The 21,684-nt window shown below is 32.0% G+C and carries 20 protein-coding genes and 2 pseudogenes; 13 read left to right on the plus strand and 9 right to left on the minus strand.

The annotated features are described in order from the left end of the window. Positions 1-78: 78 nt before the first annotated feature. Positions 79-957, minus strand: coding sequence for a phosphoribosylaminoimidazolesuccinocarboxamide synthase (locus N508_RS06690; RefSeq protein ID WP_023275632.1), 879 nt, complete (start codon positions 955-957; stop codon positions 79-81). Positions 958-1,185: 228 nt separating this feature from the next. Here N508_RS06690 and N508_RS06695 point away from each other — a divergent pair, with 228 nt between their 5' ends. From N508_RS06695 to ccsA, 13 genes and pseudogenes are all read left to right on the plus strand, one after another. After that, complete coding sequence (locus N508_RS06695; protein ID WP_023275633.1) at positions 1,186-1,635, plus strand: Lrp/AsnC family transcriptional regulator; 450 nt, start codon at positions 1,186-1,188, stop codon at positions 1,633-1,635. 5 nt (positions 1,636-1,640) lie between these two features. Further along, positions 1,641-2,408 (plus strand): glycosyltransferase family 2 protein, encoded by a 768-nt coding sequence (locus N508_RS06700; protein ID WP_023275634.1) that lies wholly within the window; start codon positions 1,641-1,643, stop codon positions 2,406-2,408. A gap of 298 nt (positions 2,409-2,706) precedes the next feature. Continuing rightward, a complete protein-coding gene (locus N508_RS06705; protein WP_023275635.1) occupies positions 2,707-3,168 on the plus strand; it encodes a hypothetical protein in 462 nt (153 codons plus the stop codon). A gap of 9 nt (positions 3,169-3,177) precedes the next feature. Beyond that, positions 3,178-3,735: a hypothetical protein gene (locus tag N508_RS06710; protein WP_023274985.1), complete on the plus strand. Its 558-nt coding sequence runs from the start codon at positions 3,178-3,180 to the stop codon at positions 3,733-3,735. Beyond that, positions 3,666-4,562, plus strand: a complete 897-nt coding sequence (locus tag N508_RS06715; protein ID WP_155944386.1) for an IS3 family transposase — start codon at positions 3,666-3,668, stop codon at positions 4,560-4,562. The genes N508_RS06710 and N508_RS06715 overlap by 70 nt, the downstream gene beginning before the upstream one ends. A gap of 51 nt (positions 4,563-4,613) precedes the next feature. Then, a pseudogene (locus tag N508_RS06720) lies at positions 4,614-4,778 on the plus strand (hypothetical protein); the annotation flags it as partial. Continuing rightward, a pseudogene (locus N508_RS06725) lies at positions 4,759-5,568 on the plus strand (cytochrome c3 family protein); the annotation flags it as partial. The pseudogenes N508_RS06720 and N508_RS06725, both read left to right, overlap by 20 nt. Positions 5,569-5,654: 86 nt before the next feature. After that, a complete protein-coding gene (locus N508_RS06730; protein WP_023275637.1) occupies positions 5,655-7,745 on the plus strand; it encodes a cytochrome c3 family protein in 2,091 nt (696 codons plus the stop codon). Between the two features lie 95 nt (positions 7,746-7,840). Next, complete coding sequence (locus N508_RS06735) at positions 7,841-8,269, plus strand: copper chaperone PCu(A)C (protein ID WP_023275638.1); 429 nt, start codon at positions 7,841-7,843, stop codon at positions 8,267-8,269. Beyond that, on the plus strand, positions 8,266-8,724 hold the full coding sequence (locus N508_RS06740) for a hypothetical protein (protein ID WP_023275639.1): 459 nt from the start codon (positions 8,266-8,268) through the stop codon (positions 8,722-8,724). The genes N508_RS06735 and N508_RS06740 overlap by 4 nt, the downstream gene beginning before the upstream one ends. Positions 8,725-8,739: 15 nt before the next feature. Beyond that, positions 8,740-9,327: an SCO family protein gene (locus N508_RS06745; RefSeq protein ID WP_023275640.1), complete on the plus strand. Its 588-nt coding sequence runs from the start codon at positions 8,740-8,742 to the stop codon at positions 9,325-9,327. Further along, positions 9,324-9,884 (plus strand): thioredoxin family protein, encoded by a 561-nt coding sequence (locus N508_RS06750; protein WP_023275641.1) that lies wholly within the window; start codon positions 9,324-9,326, stop codon positions 9,882-9,884. The genes N508_RS06745 and N508_RS06750 overlap by 4 nt, the downstream gene beginning before the upstream one ends. A 56-nt stretch (positions 9,885-9,940) precedes the next feature. Then, positions 9,941-12,799, plus strand: coding sequence for a cytochrome c biogenesis protein CcsA (ccsA, locus tag N508_RS06755; protein WP_023275642.1), 2,859 nt, complete (start codon positions 9,941-9,943; stop codon positions 12,797-12,799). 735 nt (positions 12,800-13,534) lie between these two features. Here ccsA and def read toward each other — a convergent pair. The 8 genes from def to N508_RS06795 all read right to left on the minus strand — a co-directional run bounded on the left by def (position 13,535) and on the right by N508_RS06795 (position 21,642). Continuing rightward, positions 13,535-14,071, minus strand: a complete 537-nt coding sequence (gene def, locus N508_RS06760) for a peptide deformylase (RefSeq protein WP_231380092.1) — start codon at positions 14,069-14,071, stop codon at positions 13,535-13,537. Further along, complete coding sequence (locus N508_RS06765; protein ID WP_023275644.1) at positions 14,068-14,514, minus strand: DciA family protein; 447 nt, start codon at positions 14,512-14,514, stop codon at positions 14,068-14,070. The genes def and N508_RS06765 overlap by 4 nt, the downstream gene beginning before the upstream one ends. Then, positions 14,477-15,514, minus strand: coding sequence for a GTPase ObgE (gene obgE, locus N508_RS06770; protein ID WP_023275645.1), 1,038 nt, complete (start codon positions 15,512-15,514; stop codon positions 14,477-14,479). The genes N508_RS06765 and obgE overlap by 38 nt, the downstream gene beginning before the upstream one ends. An 81-nt stretch (positions 15,515-15,595) precedes the next feature. Then, positions 15,596-15,859, minus strand: coding sequence for a 50S ribosomal protein L27 (gene rpmA / locus N508_RS06775; protein ID WP_023275646.1), 264 nt, complete (start codon positions 15,857-15,859; stop codon positions 15,596-15,598). Positions 15,860-15,868: 9 nt separating this feature from the next. Further along, positions 15,869-16,177 (minus strand): 50S ribosomal protein L21, encoded by a 309-nt coding sequence (gene rplU, locus N508_RS06780; RefSeq protein WP_023275647.1) that lies wholly within the window; start codon positions 16,175-16,177, stop codon positions 15,869-15,871. A 68-nt stretch (positions 16,178-16,245) separates the two neighbouring features. Continuing rightward, positions 16,246-17,418 (minus strand): hypothetical protein, encoded by a 1,173-nt coding sequence (locus N508_RS06785; protein WP_023275648.1) that lies wholly within the window; start codon positions 17,416-17,418, stop codon positions 16,246-16,248. 614 nt (positions 17,419-18,032) lie between these two features. After that, positions 18,033-20,147: an STT3 domain-containing protein gene (locus N508_RS06790; RefSeq protein ID WP_023275649.1), complete on the minus strand. Its 2,115-nt coding sequence runs from the start codon at positions 20,145-20,147 to the stop codon at positions 18,033-18,035. After that, positions 20,134-21,642 (minus strand): leucyl aminopeptidase family protein, encoded by a 1,509-nt coding sequence (locus tag N508_RS06795; RefSeq protein WP_023275650.1) that lies wholly within the window; start codon positions 21,640-21,642, stop codon positions 20,134-20,136. The genes N508_RS06790 and N508_RS06795 overlap by 14 nt, the downstream gene beginning before the upstream one ends. Positions 21,643-21,684: the final 42 nt, after the last annotated feature.

Below are 21,684 nucleotides of genomic sequence, written 5' to 3' on the forward strand. Positions count from 1 at the left end.
AACACACTAATTTATATACATATATAATATGAAATATATCAGCTGAACTTAATACACATTTAAGTTCAGCTAATCATATTATTCTGCTGTTAACAGCCCAGCAATTTCCCTATATCTTTTAGATGTTTCTTTTGATATATTTTCTGGAAGAACAGGTCCCGGAGCCTTTTTATCCCAGTCAAGAGTTTCAAGATAATTGCGAACAATCTGTTTATCCATACTGTCCTGAATATGACCTGATTTATATTTATCTGCAAACCAGAAACGAGATGAATCAGGTGTTAAAACTTCATCTATTAATATAACTTCATTTTCATAAAGTCCAAATTCAAGTTTAGTATCTGCAATGATAATGCCTTTTGATAAAGCAAGCTCTGATGCAAATGTATATATTTTAATAGTGTAATCACGCATTTTTTCAGCATATTCTTTGCCAACAATATCACACATTTTTTCATAGGATATACTTTCGTCATGACCTACATCTGCTTTTGTAGATGGAGTAAAAATAGGTGATGGCAGCTTATCTGCTTCCTGCAGACCTGCTGGCAGCTTAATACCGCATACAGCACCTGTTTTTAAATAATCTTTCATACCAGAACCTGTAATATAACCACGGACAACACATTCAGCTAAAAGGGGTTTAGCTTTTTTTACAAGCATACTTCTGCCTTCAAGTATATCTTTATATTTATGCACTTCTGCAGGCATCTCTTCTATTTTTGTAGTAATAAGATGGTTTTTTACTATATGAGAAGTTTTGTCAAACCAGAATGTTGAAAGTTCAGTTAAAACTTCTCCTTTTCCTTCTATACCATTTGGAAGTATTACATCAAAAGCAGATAATCTGTCAGTTGAAACTATTAATAATTTATCATCTAAATCATAAATATCCCTGACTTTCCCTCTGCCTATAAGTTTTAAGTCAGGAAATTCTGTTTTCATAACTATATTCATATATTCACCTCGTAGATTATATTGATAATATTTTTCTCTGCTAAAATCAAGAAGTATAATTATATAAACCACAATTTTATCTACAAAAAATATAAAAGTGAAAAATTTTTGTATTAAAGATTATTTTTTATGGGAAAACATAAAATTTTACAAACAAAATAAACTATCCACTTGAAATATTAAATAACTTGGTTTATATATATAGTTATCTGAAAATTGAGGTGATATATGGCTCTTGATTCTATAGATGTTCAAATTTTAAATATGCTTATAGAAAATGGAAGAATATCTTATACTGATATTGCTAAAGAAGTTGGTATGAAACCCCCTTCCGTTATTGATAGAATAAAAAAAATGGAAAGTGATGGTATAATTTATGACTATACTGCGAGAGTAGACTATCGCAAAATGGGTTTTGATATGGTAGCTTTTGTTGGTATTGTTATGGATAACCCTGTATATATTGATGATTTTGAAAATATTTTTAAAAATGTAGATGAAGATATAGTAGAATGTTACCATGTAACTGGTGATTTTACACTGCTTTTAAAAGTAATCACTAAAAATACTAATACATTAGCAGGTATTATCCGTAAATTAAGAGAGCTTCCGGGAGTTGCAAGCACAAACACAATATTAGTATTTTCAACTATGGTTAACAGAGTTCATAAAATATAAAAAATATGAAAACAGTATCTGTTATTATACCTGTATATAACAGGACTTTTTCAATTAGAGATGCAGTAGAAAGTGTATTAATACAGTCAGTTAAGCCGTCAGAGATAATTGTTATTGATGACGGCTCTTCTTTTGATATGGTTTTATATCTTAAAAACTATATGCAGCACATCCGTCTTATAAAGCTTAATGAAAATAAAGGCATAAGCTTTGCAAGAAACACTGGCATAAAAGCTGCATGTAGTGAATATATTGCTTTTTTAGATTCAGATGATTTATTTCTTCCTGAAAAACTGGAATATCAGCTAAACTATATGGCTGAAAATAATTTATATATAAGCCATACTGATGAATTTTGGTATAGAAAAGACAGGTGGATAAATCAGGGTAAAAGTAACAAGCGGTATGGCGGATATATTTTTGATAAAATACTTGATAAATGCAGGATAAGCCCATCTTCCCTAATAGTCCATAAATCAGTATTTGATGAGGCAGGATATTTTAATGAAGATTTAAGGGTTTGTGAAGATTATGAAATATCACTTAGATTTGCCTTAAAATATAATATAGGATACTTAGAAAAAAAGCTTATTATTAAACGGGCTGTTGAAGAAAACAGTTTAAGCAAAGGTATTAAGCATATAGAGCATATAAGATATGAAATTTTAGAGAAATTATATAGAAATATAAATAATATGCTTGATTTGGATTTAAAAAATGCTATGATTAATGAGATAGAAAGGAAAAAACACATAATCAGCCCTTTTATTTGACACTATGTCATATATTTATACCTGAACAATATCTAATAAAAAATCAATTTATCAACTAAAAATTATGTATTACACTTATTTTGCATAATATTTTTATGTATTTAAGCATAATAATATTAAAATCTTAAATGTGTAACCATTGTGTAGAGCCTGTTTAAAATAATGTAAAAACAAATTAATTGACAACTTAATATTTTAATCTATATAGTAAAACTATGATATAGATTTAATGATAATTATATTAATCGTGAAACAATTCTTATTTTTGCCATTATTCTAAAAAACAGGGGAGGTTTACATGAATAAGGAGTTCATTGCAAATCTATTAGACACAAAGATTTATAATCTTATTGTATTAGTTATGTGTCTGTTATTCTGTTTTCTGACTATTCCAGCAAAAGCACAGGAACAGGATTTTCAAAAACCTAGAACATTAGGTGAATATATTGAGCAGGAAAAAACACTGTTTGATGTATTAAAGAAAAAACACCCAATTTTTCAATATGAAAAAGAGGGACGCTTAGTTGGTCAATACCATTTAAGCGACAGGCTGGAAGAGTTTTCCAGCATTAATGGCGGTCCTGCTGTTGCAAAAAGAAATAATGTTGAATATACAGCAGTTACTTACAGACTGGGATATGAAACAACATTAGACTATCCTAACAAATTTGTAGGACCAGAAAAATGTGCAGAATGTCACCCTGCTCAATATGAACAATGGAAAATGAACTTACCCGAAAAAGTTGTACTAGCCATATAAGGAGTGTATATGGCAAGAAAATACAGCTATGAGTTTAAGAAATATCTAGTAACAGTCATAGAAAATGGAATAATGAGTGCCAGTGAATTATCAAGATGCTGTAAAATTCATAAAGGAGTAATATGTAATATCTATAACAGATATAAGCATTCAGGCGAATCAAGTTTACATCATAGCTTTACCCGCAATGAATATAGTAGAGATTTTAAATTAAATGTGTTAACTTATAAGGCATCAAATAATTTAAGTTATGAGCAGACAGCACTATATTTTAATATACCATCAGCATCAGTAATATATGACTGGAATAAGTTTTGCAGTAAGTTTATTGGAGATAATATGTCAGATAAGAATATCCCGAACAGTAAAAAGAGTAAACACTCAAACTCTACTGATATTAAACTCACTAAATCAGATGATAGTGAAGAAGTAAGACAATTAAAAGAGAGAATATCAGAGCTTGAAAAAGAGCTTTATTACAAGTCAGCGGAGAATGCATATTTAAAAAAGCTGGAAGCCTTAATGCAGTCAAAGGAACAGAGAGTTCAACAGAAAAAGCACAAATAATAACTGCATTAAGGCTGTATTACAGTTTGGATATCCTGTTGTCTGTGAGTAATATGAAAAGAAGCACTTACTATTATAATGTTAAAAAGCCTGCTGCATTAGATAAATATGCAGAAGTCAAGGCATATATATTAGAAATATATGAAAAATCTAACAAGACTTACGGCTATCCAAGAATAACAAAGGCATTAGAGAAACTGGGTTATACTTATGACAGGAAGACAGTAGCAAAATTAATGAAGGAATTAAATATTTCATCAATAATCAGGGTTAAGAAAAGGTATAAACAAGGCAGAGTAAGTCATATATGCAGCAATAAATTAAACAGAGCCTTTACAAGTGAGAAACCATGTTTAAAATGGGTAACAGATGTGGCAGAGATAAAAATTAATAATGAAAAGGTGTATTTATCAGCAATAATGGATTTGTATAACAGAGAAATAACAGCATACAGTGTAAGCAAATATAATAATGAAGAAATGGTAATAGATAATTTAAAACAGGCAATAGATAAAACAAAAGATACAACAGGGTTAATGATACATTCAGACCAGGGTATATTATATCAGGCTAATCAATTTAGAAAGTTATTAAAGGAAAATAATATAGAGCAGAGTATGTCAAGGCGTGGCAACTGCTATGATAATGCTGTTATGGAAAGTTTCTTTGCTACTTTAAAATGTGAATTGGTTTATATTAACAAATTCAAAAATATAGAACAGTTTAAATATGAACTTGAAAAATATATTGATTTCTATAATAATTACAGAATAAAAGCTAATGGACTTACACCTTTACAGGAAAAAGAAATTTATTTAGTGGCTTAGTTCAAAATTTTTGGGTAAGTTCATGCTCAGCTTTACAATTCTGCTCACTATGATAAAGGCATGAGATGTAATACATGTCATGACCCACACATGGTTACTAAAAATGACTGGAAAGATGAATATACTTTAACTGGTCTTAAAAAAGAATGTGCAGACTGCCACGCAACACAAAAAGAATTCTTTAAACCGGGTGGAATACATGCAGAAGATATATGATAAAGGCATGAGATGTAATACATGTCATGACCCACACATGGTTACTAAAAATGACTGGAAAGATGAATATACTTTAACTGGTCTTAAAAAAGAATGTGCAGACTGCCACGCAACACAAAAAGAATTCTTTAAACCGGGTGGAATACATGCAGAAGATAGATGCACAGCATGTCACATGCCTAATATTATGAGTTGTGAAAACTTTGGTGCTGTTCAGTTCCCAGACCATGCACTTGCTGATAATGTTCGTGCATCACACATTTGGAATATTAAAGTAGATAAAACAGCTAAAACATTAAACCCACCTGAGGGAGAGCCAAGAAAATCAAATGTTAAAGGATGGACTATTGCAAGAGATGAAAAAGGCCACTTCTTTGTAGATTTAATGTGGGCATGCGGTAGAACAAGTTTTAGTGATGTAAACCTTGTTGGACCTGGTGCAAGCGGATGTCACAGTCCAGTTCAAACTACACTGCCTGATAAACTTAAATACTATAATCAGGAGCAGGTATATAATGATGTAATGAAATGGCAGCAGCCTGTAAAAGATGGCTATGACAAAATCAAAGCAGGTATTAAAGCGATTGATAGAGGTTTAGCTGATAACACATTATTACCAGTTGAGAAAAAAGCAGAAATTATACTGCTTACTAAACAGGCTCAGGAAATCGTAAGCAAACTTGAAAAAGACGGCTCCTGGGGGGTTCATGGACCAGCTTATTCTAACAAAATAGTTAGCGAAGCATTAGTTTATATTCAACAGGCTCAAAATATCCTTAAAGCTAATTAATAGTTACTTTAAAGATAGTGTATAAGATTATGGTGCTTGAAGATAAAATAAATTCAAGCACCTTAACTAGATAATGAGAGATTGTTATGAAGAAGATTAGGATAATTTTTTACCTGTTAATAGCAATGTGCCTGTCTGTAACAACTTATGCTGAAGCTGAAATGGGTGGATATGCCCATATAGAAGGTATAAACCAAATAGGACTGGCAGACGCAGAAAACCAATTAAAAGGTGAAAAAGCAACATTTGTTGATGTAAATTTTCAAGAAATGCGTGAAAGTATAGGCTATATCAACGGAGCTGTTTTTGTAATTGATAAAAACTGGCTGCAGACTTTGCCAAAAGATAAAAATACTACATTAATATTCTATGGCTTAAACAGGCTGTCTTATGAGCCGGGTGAAGCAGCATCGCAGGCAGTGCAGGCAGGTTATAAAAATTCGTATGTAATGATAGACGGTGTTGAAGGATGGATAACTTCAGGCAGACCTGTTGTCAAAGAACGCATACAAAACTGGCATACAGCTCAAAATCTTGTAGAATTTACAGATGGTATACATAAAGATATTGTGTTTGGTGAAGTTCCTGCATGCCGTAACTGTCATGGAACATATAATAAAGAAATAGACAGAAGCAGTATAAAACTAGATAATGCTGCAGATAAAATGCAGATAAACAGAAACTGTGTAAAATGTCACGATGATTTAGGCAGTGCATTTGAAGGCAGTGTGCATGATGTAAATTATAAAGCACTGCTTGATGGCACTTTGCTTTATTACAATACACCAGAGCCGGGTAAAAAAGCACAGCCTTTATGTGTAGACTGTCATAAAACACATACAGGAACATTAAAAGGTGTAGAATCACCTAAAAAAGTCAGCTCAGAAAGCTGCATGCAGTGCCATAAAGGCAAAGGCAGTTTATATGAAGCCAGCTTTCATGGCAAAATGAATGTATTAAATACAGTTGGGCAGACTCCAACTATTGCATCATGTGCAGACTGTCATGGCGGTCATAATATATTTAAAAGTGATGATTTTCGCTCTGCATTATCCCTTAGCAACAGAATAGAAACATGTGGAAAATGTCATGAAGGTTCAACAAAAAGCTTTGTAACATACATTGCCCATGCAGACCATAAAGACAGAGAAAATCACCCTGTATTATACTGGGTAAATATTGGTATGTTGACATTAGTTATTACAGTATTTATCTTCTTTGGTATACATACAATTTTATGGGCTGTTCGTTTATTCTTAGTTAAAAGAGCAAATCCAGAAGCATGGAAAATAGCAATGGCTGCAGTAAAAAATGATAAAAAAGGCTTAAAAAGATTTTCGCTGCTGCATAGAATACAGCATTTAGGTCTTGCAATATCATTTATGGGCTTGTCACTTTCTGGTATGCCGCAGAAATTTTATGATGCACCATGGGCTCATGCAGTTGCAGATTTTATAGGCGGCCCTATTAATTCAACAGTAATACACCACTGGTTTGCATTACTTTTAGGTCTGCTTTTTGCAACACATGTAATTGATGTAGTAACAAACCTTTGGACAAAACGGGATGCGATAAGAGATAAAGAAACAGGCAGACTTTCTGGAAAACTGTTTATAAAAGCAGTTTTTGGACCAGATTCTCTTATACCAAATGCACAGGATTTTAGAGATATTAAAGCTAACTTTAAATGGTTCTTAGGCAAAGGTCCAAGACCTGTATTTGACAGATGGGCTTACTGGGAAAAATTTGACTATTTAGCTGAAATCTGGGGAACATTTGTATTTGGTATTACAGGTTTAATCCTGCTGTTTCCTGTGCAGTCAGCAGCAATACTGCCCGGCTCAGCTGTAAATGTGGCTATTATATTCCACACTTATGAGGGTTTACTTGCTATGGCATTTATTTTCTCCATACACTTTTTTAACTCTCATTTCAGGCTGGATAAATTCCCTATGGATATGGTTATATTCCTTGGTAATGTTCCCGTGGAAGAAGCTCACCATGAAAGAGCAAAATGGGTTGAAAGGCTTAAAGTTGAAGGCAGGCTTAATGATATGGTGGAAGATGAAAAATCTGGACTTCGCACATTTATTGCTAAGTTTATAGGTTTTACACTAATGGCATTAGGTTTAGTATTGTTGGTGCTTATATTAGCAGCTTTAATACTAATGATATAGCATAAGCATCAAATTAATTAAAATTAAACATATATATCGCCAAGGTATAATTATCTTGGCGATATTTTTATAAAATCAAATCATAGGAAGAGTTTATGAAAAAAATTATATTATTTACTTTTATCATTAGTGCATTTTTATTTCAGACGGGTATTTGCGGCAGTATTGAAGTAAAAAATGCTATAATTTATGCTGCACCACCAAATGCAAACAATGGTGGAGCATTTATGGAAATTAAAAATTTAACAGATAAGGAAATGGTGCTTACTGGGGCTGAAAATAATGTCAGCAGAGTAACAGAGCTTCATACACATATAGAAGAACAGGGTATGAAAAAAATGGTGCAGGTAAAAGAAATTAAAATTGCACCAAAATCTAGTGCTGTATTAAAAAGAGGTGGCGACCATATTATGCTTATTAACCTGAAAAAGCCATTAAATGCAGGTGATACAGTTAATATTAAACTTATTTTTTCTAATAATGAAACGGTTAATGTTGATAACATAAAAGTAGTAAAACCATGAAAACATTTATAATACCTGTAATTATAAGCATTATTGTGGGAGCAGCAGCTGCCTTTATTTATATCCAGTTTTCTAGTGACAGCAGGACAGATGTTTCAAGAGATTATGATTTAGTTCCTTTAAAGTGTGATTTAATGAAGAAAAAATGCACAAAAGAGTTTAACGGGCAGACTGTAACTTTTGATATGACTCCCCGCCCTGTTGAGATTATGGCAGAAACAACAATAAGCCTTTCAGGTCTGAATTATGATTTTTATGATGCAAAAATCCGAATATTTGGATTAAATATGGATATGGGAACAATTATTGCTTCATTAGTAGAGAAAGATAATATATATATAACAAAGGTAGCTTTAAGTGCATGTCTTGTGGAAGATGTAATGAGATACAGGATTGCTGTTTATGACGGCAACGAGCCTACAGGTTTATACATAGATTTTGATGTGCCAAGATAATATACTGGAAAGGATATGGAAAAACATAAAATTATAAAAACAGTAGTTATTTCATTTATATCTTTATTTGCTGCAGTTTTAGTTTTTGGAGCAATAGTATATTATAATGAGCAGAATAAGTATGAATTTAAAGGGCAAAGCTCTCAAGGGGAGATTTCTCTAAGGGATTTAAGGGGGCATAATGTTGTTATATATTTTGGCTATACATACTGCCCTGATGTATGCCCTGTTACTCTTGAAACTCTTTCAAAAGCTGTTGAAAGTTTAAAAGAATATAATATCACAGCAAAAGACTTACTTTTATTATATGTTACATTAGACCCTGCAAGAGATACACCAGAAGCATTAGATGAATATGCTTTGTGGTTTTATCCAAACGGTATGGGCATCCGCTTTGAAGAAGAAGACCTTAAAAAAATTGCAAAAAAATATAATATAAAATATGAAATATTTCCAATGGAAGGCTCAGCTGTTGATTATTCTGTTGCTCACAGCTCTGCACTTTTCTTTTTTAATAAAGATGGAAAACTCATAGATAGAATAACAAACTTAACAGTTGATAATATTGCTGCTTCCATTAAAAAAGTAATGGATATTAAATGAAAAAAGTTCTGATTATGTTATCACTTGTTATTTTTGCTGCATGCAGCAAGCAGGATAAGAAAAATATCGTTATGCCTGTTGATAAAGCAATGCAGCAGGATAATGCAAAAGAATATATTGATATATTTATAAGTGATGATAATATATATACAAAAAACAATAAAGGGGAAGACAGATTAAGTATTCTTCTTTTTGGAGCAGATGGGTGCAGTGCATGTGCTGCTATGAAAAAATCACTAACTGAAAAAGGCAGTCTCAGCAATTTTGTAAAAGAAAACTATCTGCCTTATTATATAAACATCAGCAGAAAAGAAAGTTGGAATATTAATGGTAAAACTTTAAGTTTATCAGAATTAAAAGAAAAATTTATGATTAGGGGCACACCTGTAACTGCTATAATGTATGGGGATAAAATACTGCTTATATACCCGGGCTATATTACACAAAACAGAATGCTTGGAATAATGGAGTTTTTTTTGGATAAAAGCCTTTACTCTCTGGATAAAAATATAATATCAGAAAAATTAAAAGAATATTATAAAGAGAAAAATATATAACATAAATAAAAGTTTTTTATGTTAATAAAATATAGATAATTAGGAGTCAGTGTTTTATGAAGTTTGTTAAAATGTTTTGCTCAATATACACAACTATCGTGTTATTAGCAATTTATGCTATATTATGTGCAGCAGCAACATTTATTGAAGCTGATGCGTCATACGGCATACAGGCAGCTCAGGATATGATTTACCGCACAACATTATTTAATATAGTGCATATTCTTTTGCTGCTTAATCTTATTGCAGTTTTTGTATACAGAAAAGTCTGGAAGTCAAAAAAGTATTACAGCATAATACTGCATGTATCTTTTATAGTTATACTACTTGGTGCTGCATTAACAAGATTTTTTGGTTTTGAAGGTGTTGTGCATATTAGAGAGCATTCATCATCTAATGTAATCATTACTGATGAAGAATATTTAAATATAAGAGTAGCCATTGAAGATAATATTTATTATACAAATATTCCTGTTCGTTATAATAGTGTAACTCAAACTAAGTTTCATGAAAAAATACCTTTAAATAATTCAGAGCTGGAAGTAAAATTTAATTCATACATTCAAGGAAATAAAAATACTCCGCCTGTTATTAATGTTACAGCATCATATAATGGTGACAGTAAAACAATGGATTTACCGCAAAGCTATCTTGATGCAAATATTGGTGAAACATTTGAATTAGGTGGTATGTATTTTCAGCTTGTATGGGGTCCTGCAGAGATACCTGTTCCTTTTGAAATATATTTAGAAGATTTTATATTAACAAGATATCCGGGCTCAAAAAGTCCTTCTTCTTATAAGTCAAAAATATTAGTTACAGATTATGATGATGATTCCAGCTTTGGATATGAGATATTTATGAATAATGTGTTAGATTATAAAGGATATAGATTTTTTCAGTCATCTTATGACCAAGATGAAATGGGAACAATTTTTAGTGTAAATAAAGACCCGGGTAAAATCCCAACATATATTGGCTATTTTTTATTAACAGTTGGTTTTATACTTAGTTTCTTTGGAAAAGGAAGCAGAGTATGGAGACTAAGCCATTATCTTAAAAAACAGAAATTATATGTTTATTTTATAGCATTTTCATCATTTTTATTACTATCTGCATCAAACCTTTATGCTGAAGATATTACTTTGCAAAATGATAACTGGATAGAAGTTGCTTATGCATCTAATATGGGTCAGAGTGATAATGCAGCAGCTGATGAGCATGCAGCTCATGTGCCATCACAGGAAGATATTGATGGATTAATTAAAAATATTTCTGAAAAAATGCAGGCTCATTCAGAAAAAGCAGGCAGACTGCTTGTTCAGGATATGCAGGGTAGAATAAAACCCCTTGATACTCTTGCTATGGATATGGTTCACAAATTAATTAGAAAAGATAATTTTAAAGGAATGAACCATGTTGAAATATTTTTAGGTATGATGATGTATTATGACTATTTTCAGCATATTAAAATGTTTCCAACAAGCTCTGAAGAGTTAAGAGAAAAACTTGGAACTCCAAAAAATGAAAAATATGTTTCATTTGCAGATGCATATGGCGAAAATGGTGAATATAAACTTAAAGAATATATTGATGCAGCATACCAGTCAAACCCAGCACACAGGACAAAATTTCAAAAAGATTTAATCAAGTTTGATGAGAAAATGGGTATAGCATATTATATGTATACAGCACAGATGTTTTTAGTATTTCCTGATATTACAGGCAATACAACCGGCTTTTTATCCCCGGGTGTTGCAATGGCATCACTTGATAAGGATACTACGCTAAAAATACAGGATTTATTGAAACAGTATTTTGAAGGTGTAGATAAAGGCTTAAAAGAAAACAACTGGCAGGATGCAGATAAATATTTGGGTTTAATCAGTGAGTTCCAAAGAACAAATGGTGCTCATCTTATCCCAGCAGAAAGCCGTATAAGTGCAGAAATCATGATGAATAAATATAATCCATTTAAAAACTTAACTTATATTTATGTTTTACTTGGTATTATAATGTTTGTTTTTGTTATTACTGCTATTATAAAAAATAAAGCTGTAAACAGCACTAAGGGCATAATATTTACAGGAATAACAATACTTGCAGTTGTTCTGCATACTGCTGCATTAATATGCAGGTGGTATGTTGCAGGACATGCACCATGGAGTAACGCTTATGAATCTATGATATATATAGCATGGGCGGGTGCTCTTGCTGGTCTTTTATTCTTCCAAAGGTCGCTTTTAGCTATTGCAGCCACTAACTTTGTAGCAGGCACTACATTATTTGTTGCAAATTTAGGTTTTATGGACCCACAGATTGGCACATTAGTTCCAGTGTTAAAATCATACTGGCTTAATATCCATGTGTCAGTTATTACAGCAAGTTACAGCTTTTTTGGACTATGTTTTGTGCTTGGTATTATCAGTATGATACTTTTTGTTTTAAGAAGTCCAAAAAGAGCACATATTGACCAAAGTATAGTAAATGTGCACTGCATTAATGAAATTAGTATGATTTTAGGCTTAGGTCTGCTTACAATCGGCACATTTTTAGGTGGTGTATGGGCAAACGAAAGCTGGGGCAGATACTGGGGATGGGACCCAAAAGAAACATGGTCGCTGATTACTATTGTAGCATACACAATAATACTCCATGCAAGATTTATTAAAAAACTAAATAACCCTTATATATTCAGTGTATTAAGTACACTTGGCTTTTATACTGTGATGATGACATATTTTGGTGTAAACTATTATTTAAGTGGCATGCACTCTTATGCATCAGGTGAGCCAGTGCCAATACCAACATTCTTATATGTAATGGCTGCACTGCATATTGCATTAATTGCAGCATCTTTTATGAAAAGAAAACTTGCTATGCCATCTTTTTCACAAAATAAAGACAATGCATAATAAGTAAATAATATTTGATCTATAACCCTGCTTTATTGATTAAGGCAGGGTTTTTATAATCTGTAGTTATTAAAATATTTTAATCATGGGAATGAACTTACACTCAAAAATTTTTTATTGCATTCATTTTGAGCCTGAATTTACAGGCGAAAAATCTAAATTTTATAATATTATGATATTGTATAATATATCCAAATTATTCTATTTTTTAGATACTTCGCCTTTGGCTCAGTAAGACAATGCAAGGGACAGGAAGTCCCGTCTGAAAGTAAGCGACGGGAGCATTTACTGCGACCAAGCGTGATTTAAAAAATACAAGGGGAGTGTCTTTTACGACGCAAGGACTTTCCGAGCGAGTAGCGATGGAATTAAAAGTCCGTAGCTGGACAGTATTTTTTAATAAAGTATAAATTTAGCTACTTCGCTTAAAAATCAAGCTCAGTAAGATATAAGTTGAAGTGTATGGCACTTTACTTAACTTAACTATCATAGCTACTTCGCCTTTCAGGCTCAGTAAGACATAGAGCTTTCACATTTCAGTAAGACATGGGAGCAGGCTCAGTATTACTGCTATAAAATTTTTGAGTGTAAGTATTCAATCACTCTATTTATGCTGTATATTCTGAGCAAAGCAAAGAATATTAGTGAATTTCTGTAATTAAATTTAAAACCTTTTTAGAATACTATTAGATACAAATATCAAAAGTTTATCCTGAAAAATCAGTAAAAGATATGTTACTGATTTACTTGATAATCGCCCTGATTAATTCTTTTTTTAACATGTTTTTTAATAGTTTCTCTTTTAGTATTAGGCAGTCTGTCAATAAAAAGTGTGCCGTCAAGATGGTCTGATTCATGCTGCAAAATTCTTGAAAGCCTGTCAGTTGCTTCTATAATTTTTTCATTGCCAAATCTGTCCTGATATTTAACTTTAACATTCATATACCGCTTAACATATGCATACTCGCCAGGTATAGAAAGACAGCCTTCTTCTTCTAAAATTTCGCCTTCTTTTTCTAAAAATACAGGGTTAATAATTTCCATAGGGTTTTTATTTTCAGCACCGCTCATATCATCAAGCACAAAAAAACGCTTAGATACACCAACCTGCGGAGCAGCAAGTCCAATACCTTTTGCTTGATACATTGTTTCAAACATATTATCAAGAAGCAGATGAAGTTCTTCATTAAACTCTGTAACTTCTTCCGCTTTTTTTCTTAATATTTCACTTGGAAATGTTTTTATTTCTAAAATCATAACAAATCCTTTCACTTAATTATCCAGCTTTCAAAACTATTGTGCTGGAAATAATTTATTAAATATTCTTTAAAATTTTCTGCTATTTTTTTATTATTTATTTTTTTTACAGAATTTTCAATATAATTTTTACATTTATCTGAAAGATTATATGCAGTCTGGCTTTGTTTTTTTACTTTCTCATATTTTGGGCTGTATTTAAAAACTACTTTTAATACATCTAAACCTTTTTCATTAAGTATTAATTTAAAATCTTCTGTCATATAAGAAAGGTCAGTATACCATATATTATCATGCACTTTAATAGTTAATGTTTTTGTATAAGGGTCAAAGTGATATGGAGTAGTAACTGGTTTTAAGTTATCCATTACTACTGAATACCATATTTTATAAATATGGCTCATCTGCAATACTGCACTGTTAGAGCTGCTTTTCAATATCTGATTCAGCTTCTTCATTTTCTACCTTATGTTTTTTTACTATATCAGAAACATAATCTATTAATTCTTTTGTGCCGCTGCGTGTAAGTGATGATATTCTAAAAAGAGTTATATCGTTATTTTTTGTATATTGTTCAAATTCAAAAAAAACATCATCATTGCATGCATCCATTTTTGCAGCTACAACTATTTCTTTTTTATCTTTTAAAGAACAGGCATAGAGAGCAAGTTCATTTCTAATAGTTTTATACCTTTCTACCATGGATTCTTCATGTGATGCATCTATAAAATGCAGTAAAAGAGATGTTCTTTCAATGTGTCTTAAAAACTGCTGCCCAAGCCCTGCTCCTGCATGAGCATTTTCAATCAATCCCGGCATATCTGCTATGACAAAACTTCCACCATGACCGTCTTTAATAACCCCAAGGTTTGGAGTAAGTGTAGTAAATGGATAATCTGCTATTTTTGGCTTTGCAGCAGAAACAACGGATATAAATGTTGATTTACCTGCATTAGGAAACCCTATAATACCAACATCTGCTAAAAGTTTAAGCTCAAGCTCAACTTCTATTTCCTGCCCGGGTCTGCCGTCTTCTGCATATCGTGGTGCTCTCTGCTCTGGTGTAGCAAAGTTCATATTGCCTCTGCCTCCCCTGCCCCCAAGAGCTGCTAAAACTTTTTCCCCGTCATTAGTAATATCTGCTATAATATCACCAGTTTCTGCATTTCTGATAATAGTGCCAGCAGGAACAGGAAGTATTAAATCTTCTCCTGCTTTTCCATGCATATCACTTCCTTTGCCTTTTTCTCCGTCTGGTGCTTTGTAGATTGACTTATAGCGAAAATCCATTAAAGTATGTTTTGATTTATCACCAATGAAATAAATACTAGCACCATTGCCACCATTACCGCCGTTTGGTCCGCCCTTTGGCACATATTTTTCTCTGCGAAAACTTATACAGCCATTGCCACCATTGCCTGCTTTTAGTTTAATAGATGCTGTATCAATAAATTTCATATTGTTTTAACCTGTAAAATGAATATAATAAAAAAAGCCGGTATAAACCGGCTCAAAAACCATATAATCAATATGGTATAATTAACATGCTTTTTCAGTTTCAATCATTACAAATTGACCAAGTCTGCCTTTATTAACAAACTTAACATAGCCAGGAATAAGAGCGAATAATGTATCATCTTTACCAATACCAACACCTTCGCCCGGTTTATATTTAGTGCCTCTTTGACGAATGATAATGTTACCTGCTTTTACTAATTCGCCGCCAAATTTTTTTACACCTAATCTTTTGGAATGGCTGTCTCTGCCGTTACGAGAACTACCGCCTGCTTTCTTATGAGCCATTGTTATCTCCTACCCATTAATTTTAACAACTTTTACTTTAGTAAACATTTGTCTATGACCTTGGCGTTTACGATAATCTTTTCTTCTTTTCTTTTTGAATATGTAAACCCTGTCAGCTTTTCCGTGTTCAAGCACTTCAACATCAATAGAAGCACCTTTAACAAAAGGTGAACCTGCAGTTTGCTTATCACCTGAAATAAAAAGAACTTCTTCAAATTTATGAGTGGCACCTACTTCAACTTCTAACTTTTCAACATTGAAAATATCGCCTTCTTTTACGGTGTATTGTTTTCCACCAGTTTTAATTACTGCGAACATGCAGAACCTCCACCTATTATTAAGGAAAATTAATCTAATATAAAAAAATATTACTGTCAAGCAAAATTTTAATTTTCTTGTAATTTTTCTATTCCAGAGCCTTTTAGTGTTACTTCTCGTCTCTCTCCGGAATTACTCATTATTATAATTTTTTTAGTAAAATCAGCATTTCTATCAGGGGCGAAAGTAAACCCTAAATAGCATGACTGACCTTTTTTTAATATAAAATTTGTTTCGTTATTATTAGCAATACATGATGGAAGATTTTTATTATTTACTACTACTATTCTAAAATTTGTGTCTTTACTTTCTGATAAAATAGAATAATGCTGGTCGGCATCACTTGTATTTGGTATAAGTATCTTCTGCACATTTCCACCAAAATATACTGTGCCAAAATCAAGCATATCAGCAGCAGAGCCGTAAAGAGTATATTCTTTTGCACCTGAAAGTATTCTTTTATTAAAGACTAATTTAGCAGAAAAATCACCTGCTGAGCTTGGCAGAAAGCTTATAACTATACCGCATGGGCTTTCAGTTGGCTCTTTTATTTCATTTTCTAATATTTTGCATGTGCTTAGTGCTTTATCTATTTTAAATGCGGTATCTCCATTTATTTCATAAGTAAGCGGAGATGTATCTTTCCTGCTTGTTTTAAATATTTTAATATAGGCATATTTATCACTTTTTGTGCCAGCCGTTTCATTCTGCCATTTTATAGAATATTCTGCTCTTTTATTATCAATATTTTCGCCGCTGTTATCTGTATAATATAATACAGTAGAATCAGGCATTAATATACCAGTGCCTTTAATATTGTATTCAACTGTATCTTTTTGGCTTTTAATATACATAATTTCAGAATATTCTTTAACTTCTGTAGGTGAAAATGTAAGAAGCAGACGGCATTTCTGACCTGCTGGGATAGAAAAAACTGTTTCTCCATAATGCTGAATACAGGAATCTTCTGTAATTGTAGAAAAAGTTTCTTTCGTATCATTATCATATATATCTTCTGTTAATGGTGCAGCTTTAATGTCGCTTGTATGCATAGAAAGATGGGAAGAAAATGAAACAGCATATTCCATAGTAATGGAAGCTTTATTTTCTATTGTAATAATCTGGCTTATGGAATTTGCTCTATCTTTATTAAAGAAAGAGTTGCCAAAATTAATAGTATCTGCAAAAGCACTGCCTGATATAATTATAAATATAAAAGCAAATACTGCTTTGTATCTCATATATTCTCCTAATTAGCATATAAATACATTATATACTTTATTTTTGCAATATAAAAATATACAGTTTCAGCTGTATTTGTATAATATTTTTTCATAACCATTTGATGTATAAAAATAAAAAGATATTTTTCAAAATAAATTTTTGATAATATGTATTAGTAATAAAATAATCTTTCAATAAGTTTGTAATATTTGTTACTAATAATAAGTATATATTGAATAAAATATATATCTGTCTTACAGCCGCAAATCTCATAAAGCAATATTTTGTTATTTCATTATGGATTTACTCAAAAATTTTACATATCAGTCATTTTGGCCTGATTTTTACAGGCGAAAAATCTATAATTATATATTACAATTGTATACTTTTTAGATACTTCGGCTTTCAGGCTCAGTATGATAATGCAAGGGACAGGAAGTCCCGTCGCATAGCGTAAGCGACGGGAGCATTTACTGCGACCAAGCGTGGTTTAAAAAATACAAGGATGTATTTTTTAATAAAGGATAAATCAAGATACTTCGCTTTTAGGCTCAGGACGAGCCGCCTTTAGTAAGCGATAGGCGAACTTGTTTCGGCAGAGCGTGGTTTAAAAAATTCACGGATGAATTTTTTAATATTGTTTATAAAGACAAATTGGATTTACTTTATAAACAACCCCATAAGGATACTGACTCATAACAGGAGTAAAATATTTTTCATCAGCATTCTGCAAAAGAAAAAGCTGCACAAATGATGAATTTAAAAGTGATGGAGAAAGAATATAAGTAATAAATCCATTTGCGGCAGGCAGTAAAATAACAGAATAGCCAATTTGCAGAGAATAAGTCTGTGTATCAGTTAATCTGCCATTTTCTGTAAGCATAAGTTTAGATAGCTGTATATTATTTGCATTAGCTGTAAGCATACCTGTTTCCACATTAATATTTATATTATTTGAGCATAAAAGGGTATTATTATTGCCGGGCTGGCAGAATGTGGTAATTATTGATTCAGCATTGCCTGCTAAATAAGAAACAGCACTGTATTTTTGAATCATATCAAAAGTAAATAATATATAAATATTTTCTTTTTCAGGTCCTTTATCATAAGAGCTCATCACAGATGATACTTCATCAACAGTTCTATTATCTTTAAACATTTTCTGCACTTCTTCATATCCGCCGGAAGCAATGTATGATGATATATTGTAAAGTTCTTCCTGACTTCCTGTGAAACTTTTTGCAATCATCCATGTTTTAGGAGTAGACTGACTCATACCGCTGTGATAAACAGGAAATCCTGTAACATCAGTAATAGCAAGTCCATAATCCCACCATGTATATATTGTAGAATTATCAGGCAGTTCTTTTGCCATTTTATCTATTAAGGCATAAGTAGAAGTATTAATAGATGGTGCGGGCACCATATTATAGGCAGTTAGTTTCGCAGCAAAGATGCCTGTTAAAAGCATAACAGCAAGTAAAAGTGGTGCAAATGTATTTATATAAATGCTGCGGCTTTTATACTGTTTTGATAATTTTCTAAAAATATAATGAGAAGCAATATATATAATATAGCCAAGTCCAGCAGCAATAACAGGCATTAAAAACATTGCAAACCTGCCTGAGCTTATGAAAGTAACAAACCCCATGGCAAAAATTGGAGCAAGTGGCAGTGCTTTTTTGATATTAGCTGTAAAAAATAAAATACCGCCTGTAAGCCCTAATATAAAAAGCAGTGTATTTTGAATTGTAAAATTAACTATTCCGCTGAAAGATTCTGCAGCAGCTTCACTTATTGTGTTATATACCCATGGGACAGGTGAGTTAGATGCTAAATTATTTGGCAGGAATGGAATATATACAGCCATAGAGCCAGCTAATGCACCAAGAGAATCTATGAATACAAGAGGGTTGGATGATATAATATATATCAGTGAAGCAAGTAATATATTTTTGTATTTATGATTATATATAAATAAACAAACAGCAAACACAACAAAATAAACAAGGTTAAAAAGTATATGGTTATAAAAATGCTGAAAGGCAAGCATAGTAAGCCCTAAACATGCAGAAAAAATATAAAGATATGTTTCTTTTTTGCTTTTAGAGGCAGCAAGCACAAACAAACTGGCAAGAAAAAGAAAAAACATATTTCCGCCGTCAGTATCAAATCTGCCTATTGCTGTTCTGCCATAGTAAACAGGTGCAAAAGTGGTTAAAAGCCCTGTAATTATACCTAATGCAGGATAGCCTGCTAAATAGAAATAAAGGCATACTGCCAGTATAAAAAAACTGCCAAGCCATGGCACCATATTTATAGCAGCATTATAGTAATCAACACCAGTAATATTATGTATTTTTGCAAGTATTACACTTAAAAGTGGTGCAGGGTCATAAAAAGGCACACCTTCTGGATAAAATATATCAATATCATCTCCTGCTGGCACATATTTTCCTGCATTTAACTCTTTTGCATGTCTTATGTATTTATAAGCATCAAGGGTAGTCATCATAGGGGTATTTTCATAAAAGAACTGCTCTTTATTTTCTTTCCATACATCAAACTGGTCATACCTTGCATTAACTGAAATAAAAAAGGCAGCAAGTGAAGCAATCAGAAACACAATAAAGGAATATTTAGAGTGTTCTGTTGGAAAGTTCATATATGCAGTTATGCTGTTATATTTTGAAGAAAATAACTGTATTATTTTATTTTTTGCAACTATTTGTCTAATATCTGCCATTATCATCCTCTAAATAATGTATTTTCAAAAACTGGAATAAAAGCCTTAAACCAAACCCTGTTGCTTCTTTTCCAAAAATAGGGTGAGATTTTTCTAAATAAGCAGGTCCTGCAATATCTAAATGTATCCAAGGGTAGTTATCTACAAACTGTTTTAAAAATAAAGCAGCATGCAGTGCCCCACCTTCTCTGCCAAAAGTGCTCATATTTTGTATATCTGCAACAGTGCTGTTTATACCTTGTTCATAGCCGTCAAAAAGCGGCAGTTCCCACACATCTTCTGCTACTTCCCATGAAATATCACTTACCTGCTTGCTCAAAAACTTCCTGTTTGAGAAAAGACCTGCACAAAATGGTCCAAGAGCCACAATACATGCACCAGTTAATGTGGCAGCATCAATAATTATTTCAGGGTCTGTTTTTGCTGCCATATAAAGTGCATCTGCTAAAATAAGCCTGCCCTCTGCATCTGTATTTAATATTTCAACAGTTTTACCACTGGCAGAAGTTATTACATCACCAGGTACAAGAGCGTTTCTGCCTATAATATTTTCTGCCAATGGTATATATGTGTTGATATTTATTTTAAGTTCAAGTTCAGCAATAAGTTTTGTTACTGCAAACATTAAGGCAGCACCTGACATATCTGTTTTCATTGTAGTCATACTGGCAGCAGGTTTTAGACTGGAGCCACCGCTGTCAAAAGTGATACCTTTGCCAACAAGTGCAATATTTTTACTTGTTTCTGGTGCACCATTATACTGGATATGGATAAACCGCGGCATATTGCTGCTTCCCCTTCCTACTGCATATAAAAGGTTTAGATTATTTGCTTTTATATCATTTTCATCCCATATAGATATATTCATAGCACTATGGCTGTTTGATTTAACAAATTCTGCAAATAATACAGGTGTTAAATGGTTTGCAGGAGTATTTATTAAATCTTTCATAATATTTATATTTGTAAAAACAGTATTCCACTGCTCTGCATTATCATCAATATATTTTTTAAGTCGCGGCATAGCAGTAATTATCTCTGCTTCAAAAGTATTTTCTGGAGTTTTCTTTGACTTAAAGTTTTCAAAGGAATAGTCTGCAAACATAAACCCTTCTAAAAATGCTTTTGTGCTTGAAAAATCTTTCTTTTCATTATAAATGTCTTCAAAAGAAATTATAGAAAATGATGATATTTTATCATTTTTAAAAATAGATGCAGTTTTTGCACCAAGCTCCATATAAAACCTTGCGTCTTCCTGCTCTTTTGGAATATGTATAATATATATTTTTTTAAGTTTTTTATTAACATCTAAATAAAAGCTTTTAGATTCTTTTTCTTCAAAATTAAAATAGTCGGACTGGATAATTTTTTGTATTTCATCATCTATTTTTTTCCCAGTAATCAGTCTTAAAGAACGAATGTTTTTATAAACCGGTATCAATATTACATCTTTTTTAGAATCAACGGCTATTTTTTTTCTGCATGAAATTTTCATAATAATCACCTGTCAAAATAAATTATATCTTTCTGCGAATAT

It is taken from the genome of Mucispirillum schaedleri ASF457 (assembly GCF_000487995.2).
GTDB classification, from domain to species: Bacteria; Chrysiogenota; Deferribacteres; order Deferribacterales; family Mucispirillaceae; genus Mucispirillum; species Mucispirillum schaedleri.

Excerpts from the sequence above, each read along its gene's own strand:
- obgE (WP_023275645.1), bottom strand. The coding sequence starts at position 15,514 with ATGAAATTTATTGATACAGCATCTATTAAACTAAAAGCAGGCAATGGT.
- N508_RS06690 (WP_023275632.1), bottom strand. The coding sequence starts at position 957 with ATGAATATAGTTATGAAAACAGAATTTCCTGACTTAAAACTTATAGGC.
- N508_RS06705 (WP_023275635.1), top strand. The coding sequence starts at position 2,707 with ATGAATAAGGAGTTCATTGCAAATCTATTAGACACAAAGATTTATAAT.
- N508_RS06765 (WP_023275644.1), bottom strand. The coding sequence starts at position 14,514 with ATGAAGAAGCTGAATCAGATATTGAAAAGCAGCTCTAACAGTGCAGTA.
- N508_RS06750 (WP_023275641.1), top strand. The coding sequence starts at position 9,324 with ATGAAAAAAGTTCTGATTATGTTATCACTTGTTATTTTTGCTGCATGC.
- N508_RS06745 (WP_023275640.1), top strand. The coding sequence starts at position 8,740 with ATGGAAAAACATAAAATTATAAAAACAGTAGTTATTTCATTTATATCT.
- ccsA (WP_023275642.1), top strand. The coding sequence starts at position 9,941 with ATGAAGTTTGTTAAAATGTTTTGCTCAATATACACAACTATCGTGTTA.
- rpmA (WP_023275646.1), bottom strand. The coding sequence starts at position 15,859 with ATGGCTCATAAGAAAGCAGGCGGTAGTTCTCGTAACGGCAGAGACAGC.
- N508_RS06700 (WP_023275634.1), top strand. The coding sequence starts at position 1,641 with ATGAAAACAGTATCTGTTATTATACCTGTATATAACAGGACTTTTTCA.
- N508_RS06790 (WP_023275649.1), bottom strand. The coding sequence starts at position 20,147 with ATGGCAGATATTAGACAAATAGTTGCAAAAAATAAAATAATACAGTTA.
- N508_RS06710 (WP_023274985.1), top strand. The coding sequence starts at position 3,178 with ATGGCAAGAAAATACAGCTATGAGTTTAAGAAATATCTAGTAACAGTC.
- N508_RS06740 (WP_023275639.1), top strand. The coding sequence starts at position 8,266 with ATGAAAACATTTATAATACCTGTAATTATAAGCATTATTGTGGGAGCA.
- N508_RS06785 (WP_023275648.1), bottom strand. The coding sequence starts at position 17,418 with ATGAGATACAAAGCAGTATTTGCTTTTATATTTATAATTATATCAGGC.
- N508_RS06735 (WP_023275638.1), top strand. The coding sequence starts at position 7,841 with ATGAAAAAAATTATATTATTTACTTTTATCATTAGTGCATTTTTATTT.
- N508_RS06695 (WP_023275633.1), top strand. The coding sequence starts at position 1,186 with ATGGCTCTTGATTCTATAGATGTTCAAATTTTAAATATGCTTATAGAA.
- N508_RS06795 (WP_023275650.1), bottom strand. The coding sequence starts at position 21,642 with ATGAAAATTTCATGCAGAAAAAAAATAGCCGTTGATTCTAAAAAAGAT.
- rplU (WP_023275647.1), bottom strand. The coding sequence starts at position 16,177 with ATGTTCGCAGTAATTAAAACTGGTGGAAAACAATACACCGTAAAAGAA.
- N508_RS06730 (WP_023275637.1), top strand. The coding sequence starts at position 5,655 with ATGAAGAAGATTAGGATAATTTTTTACCTGTTAATAGCAATGTGCCTG.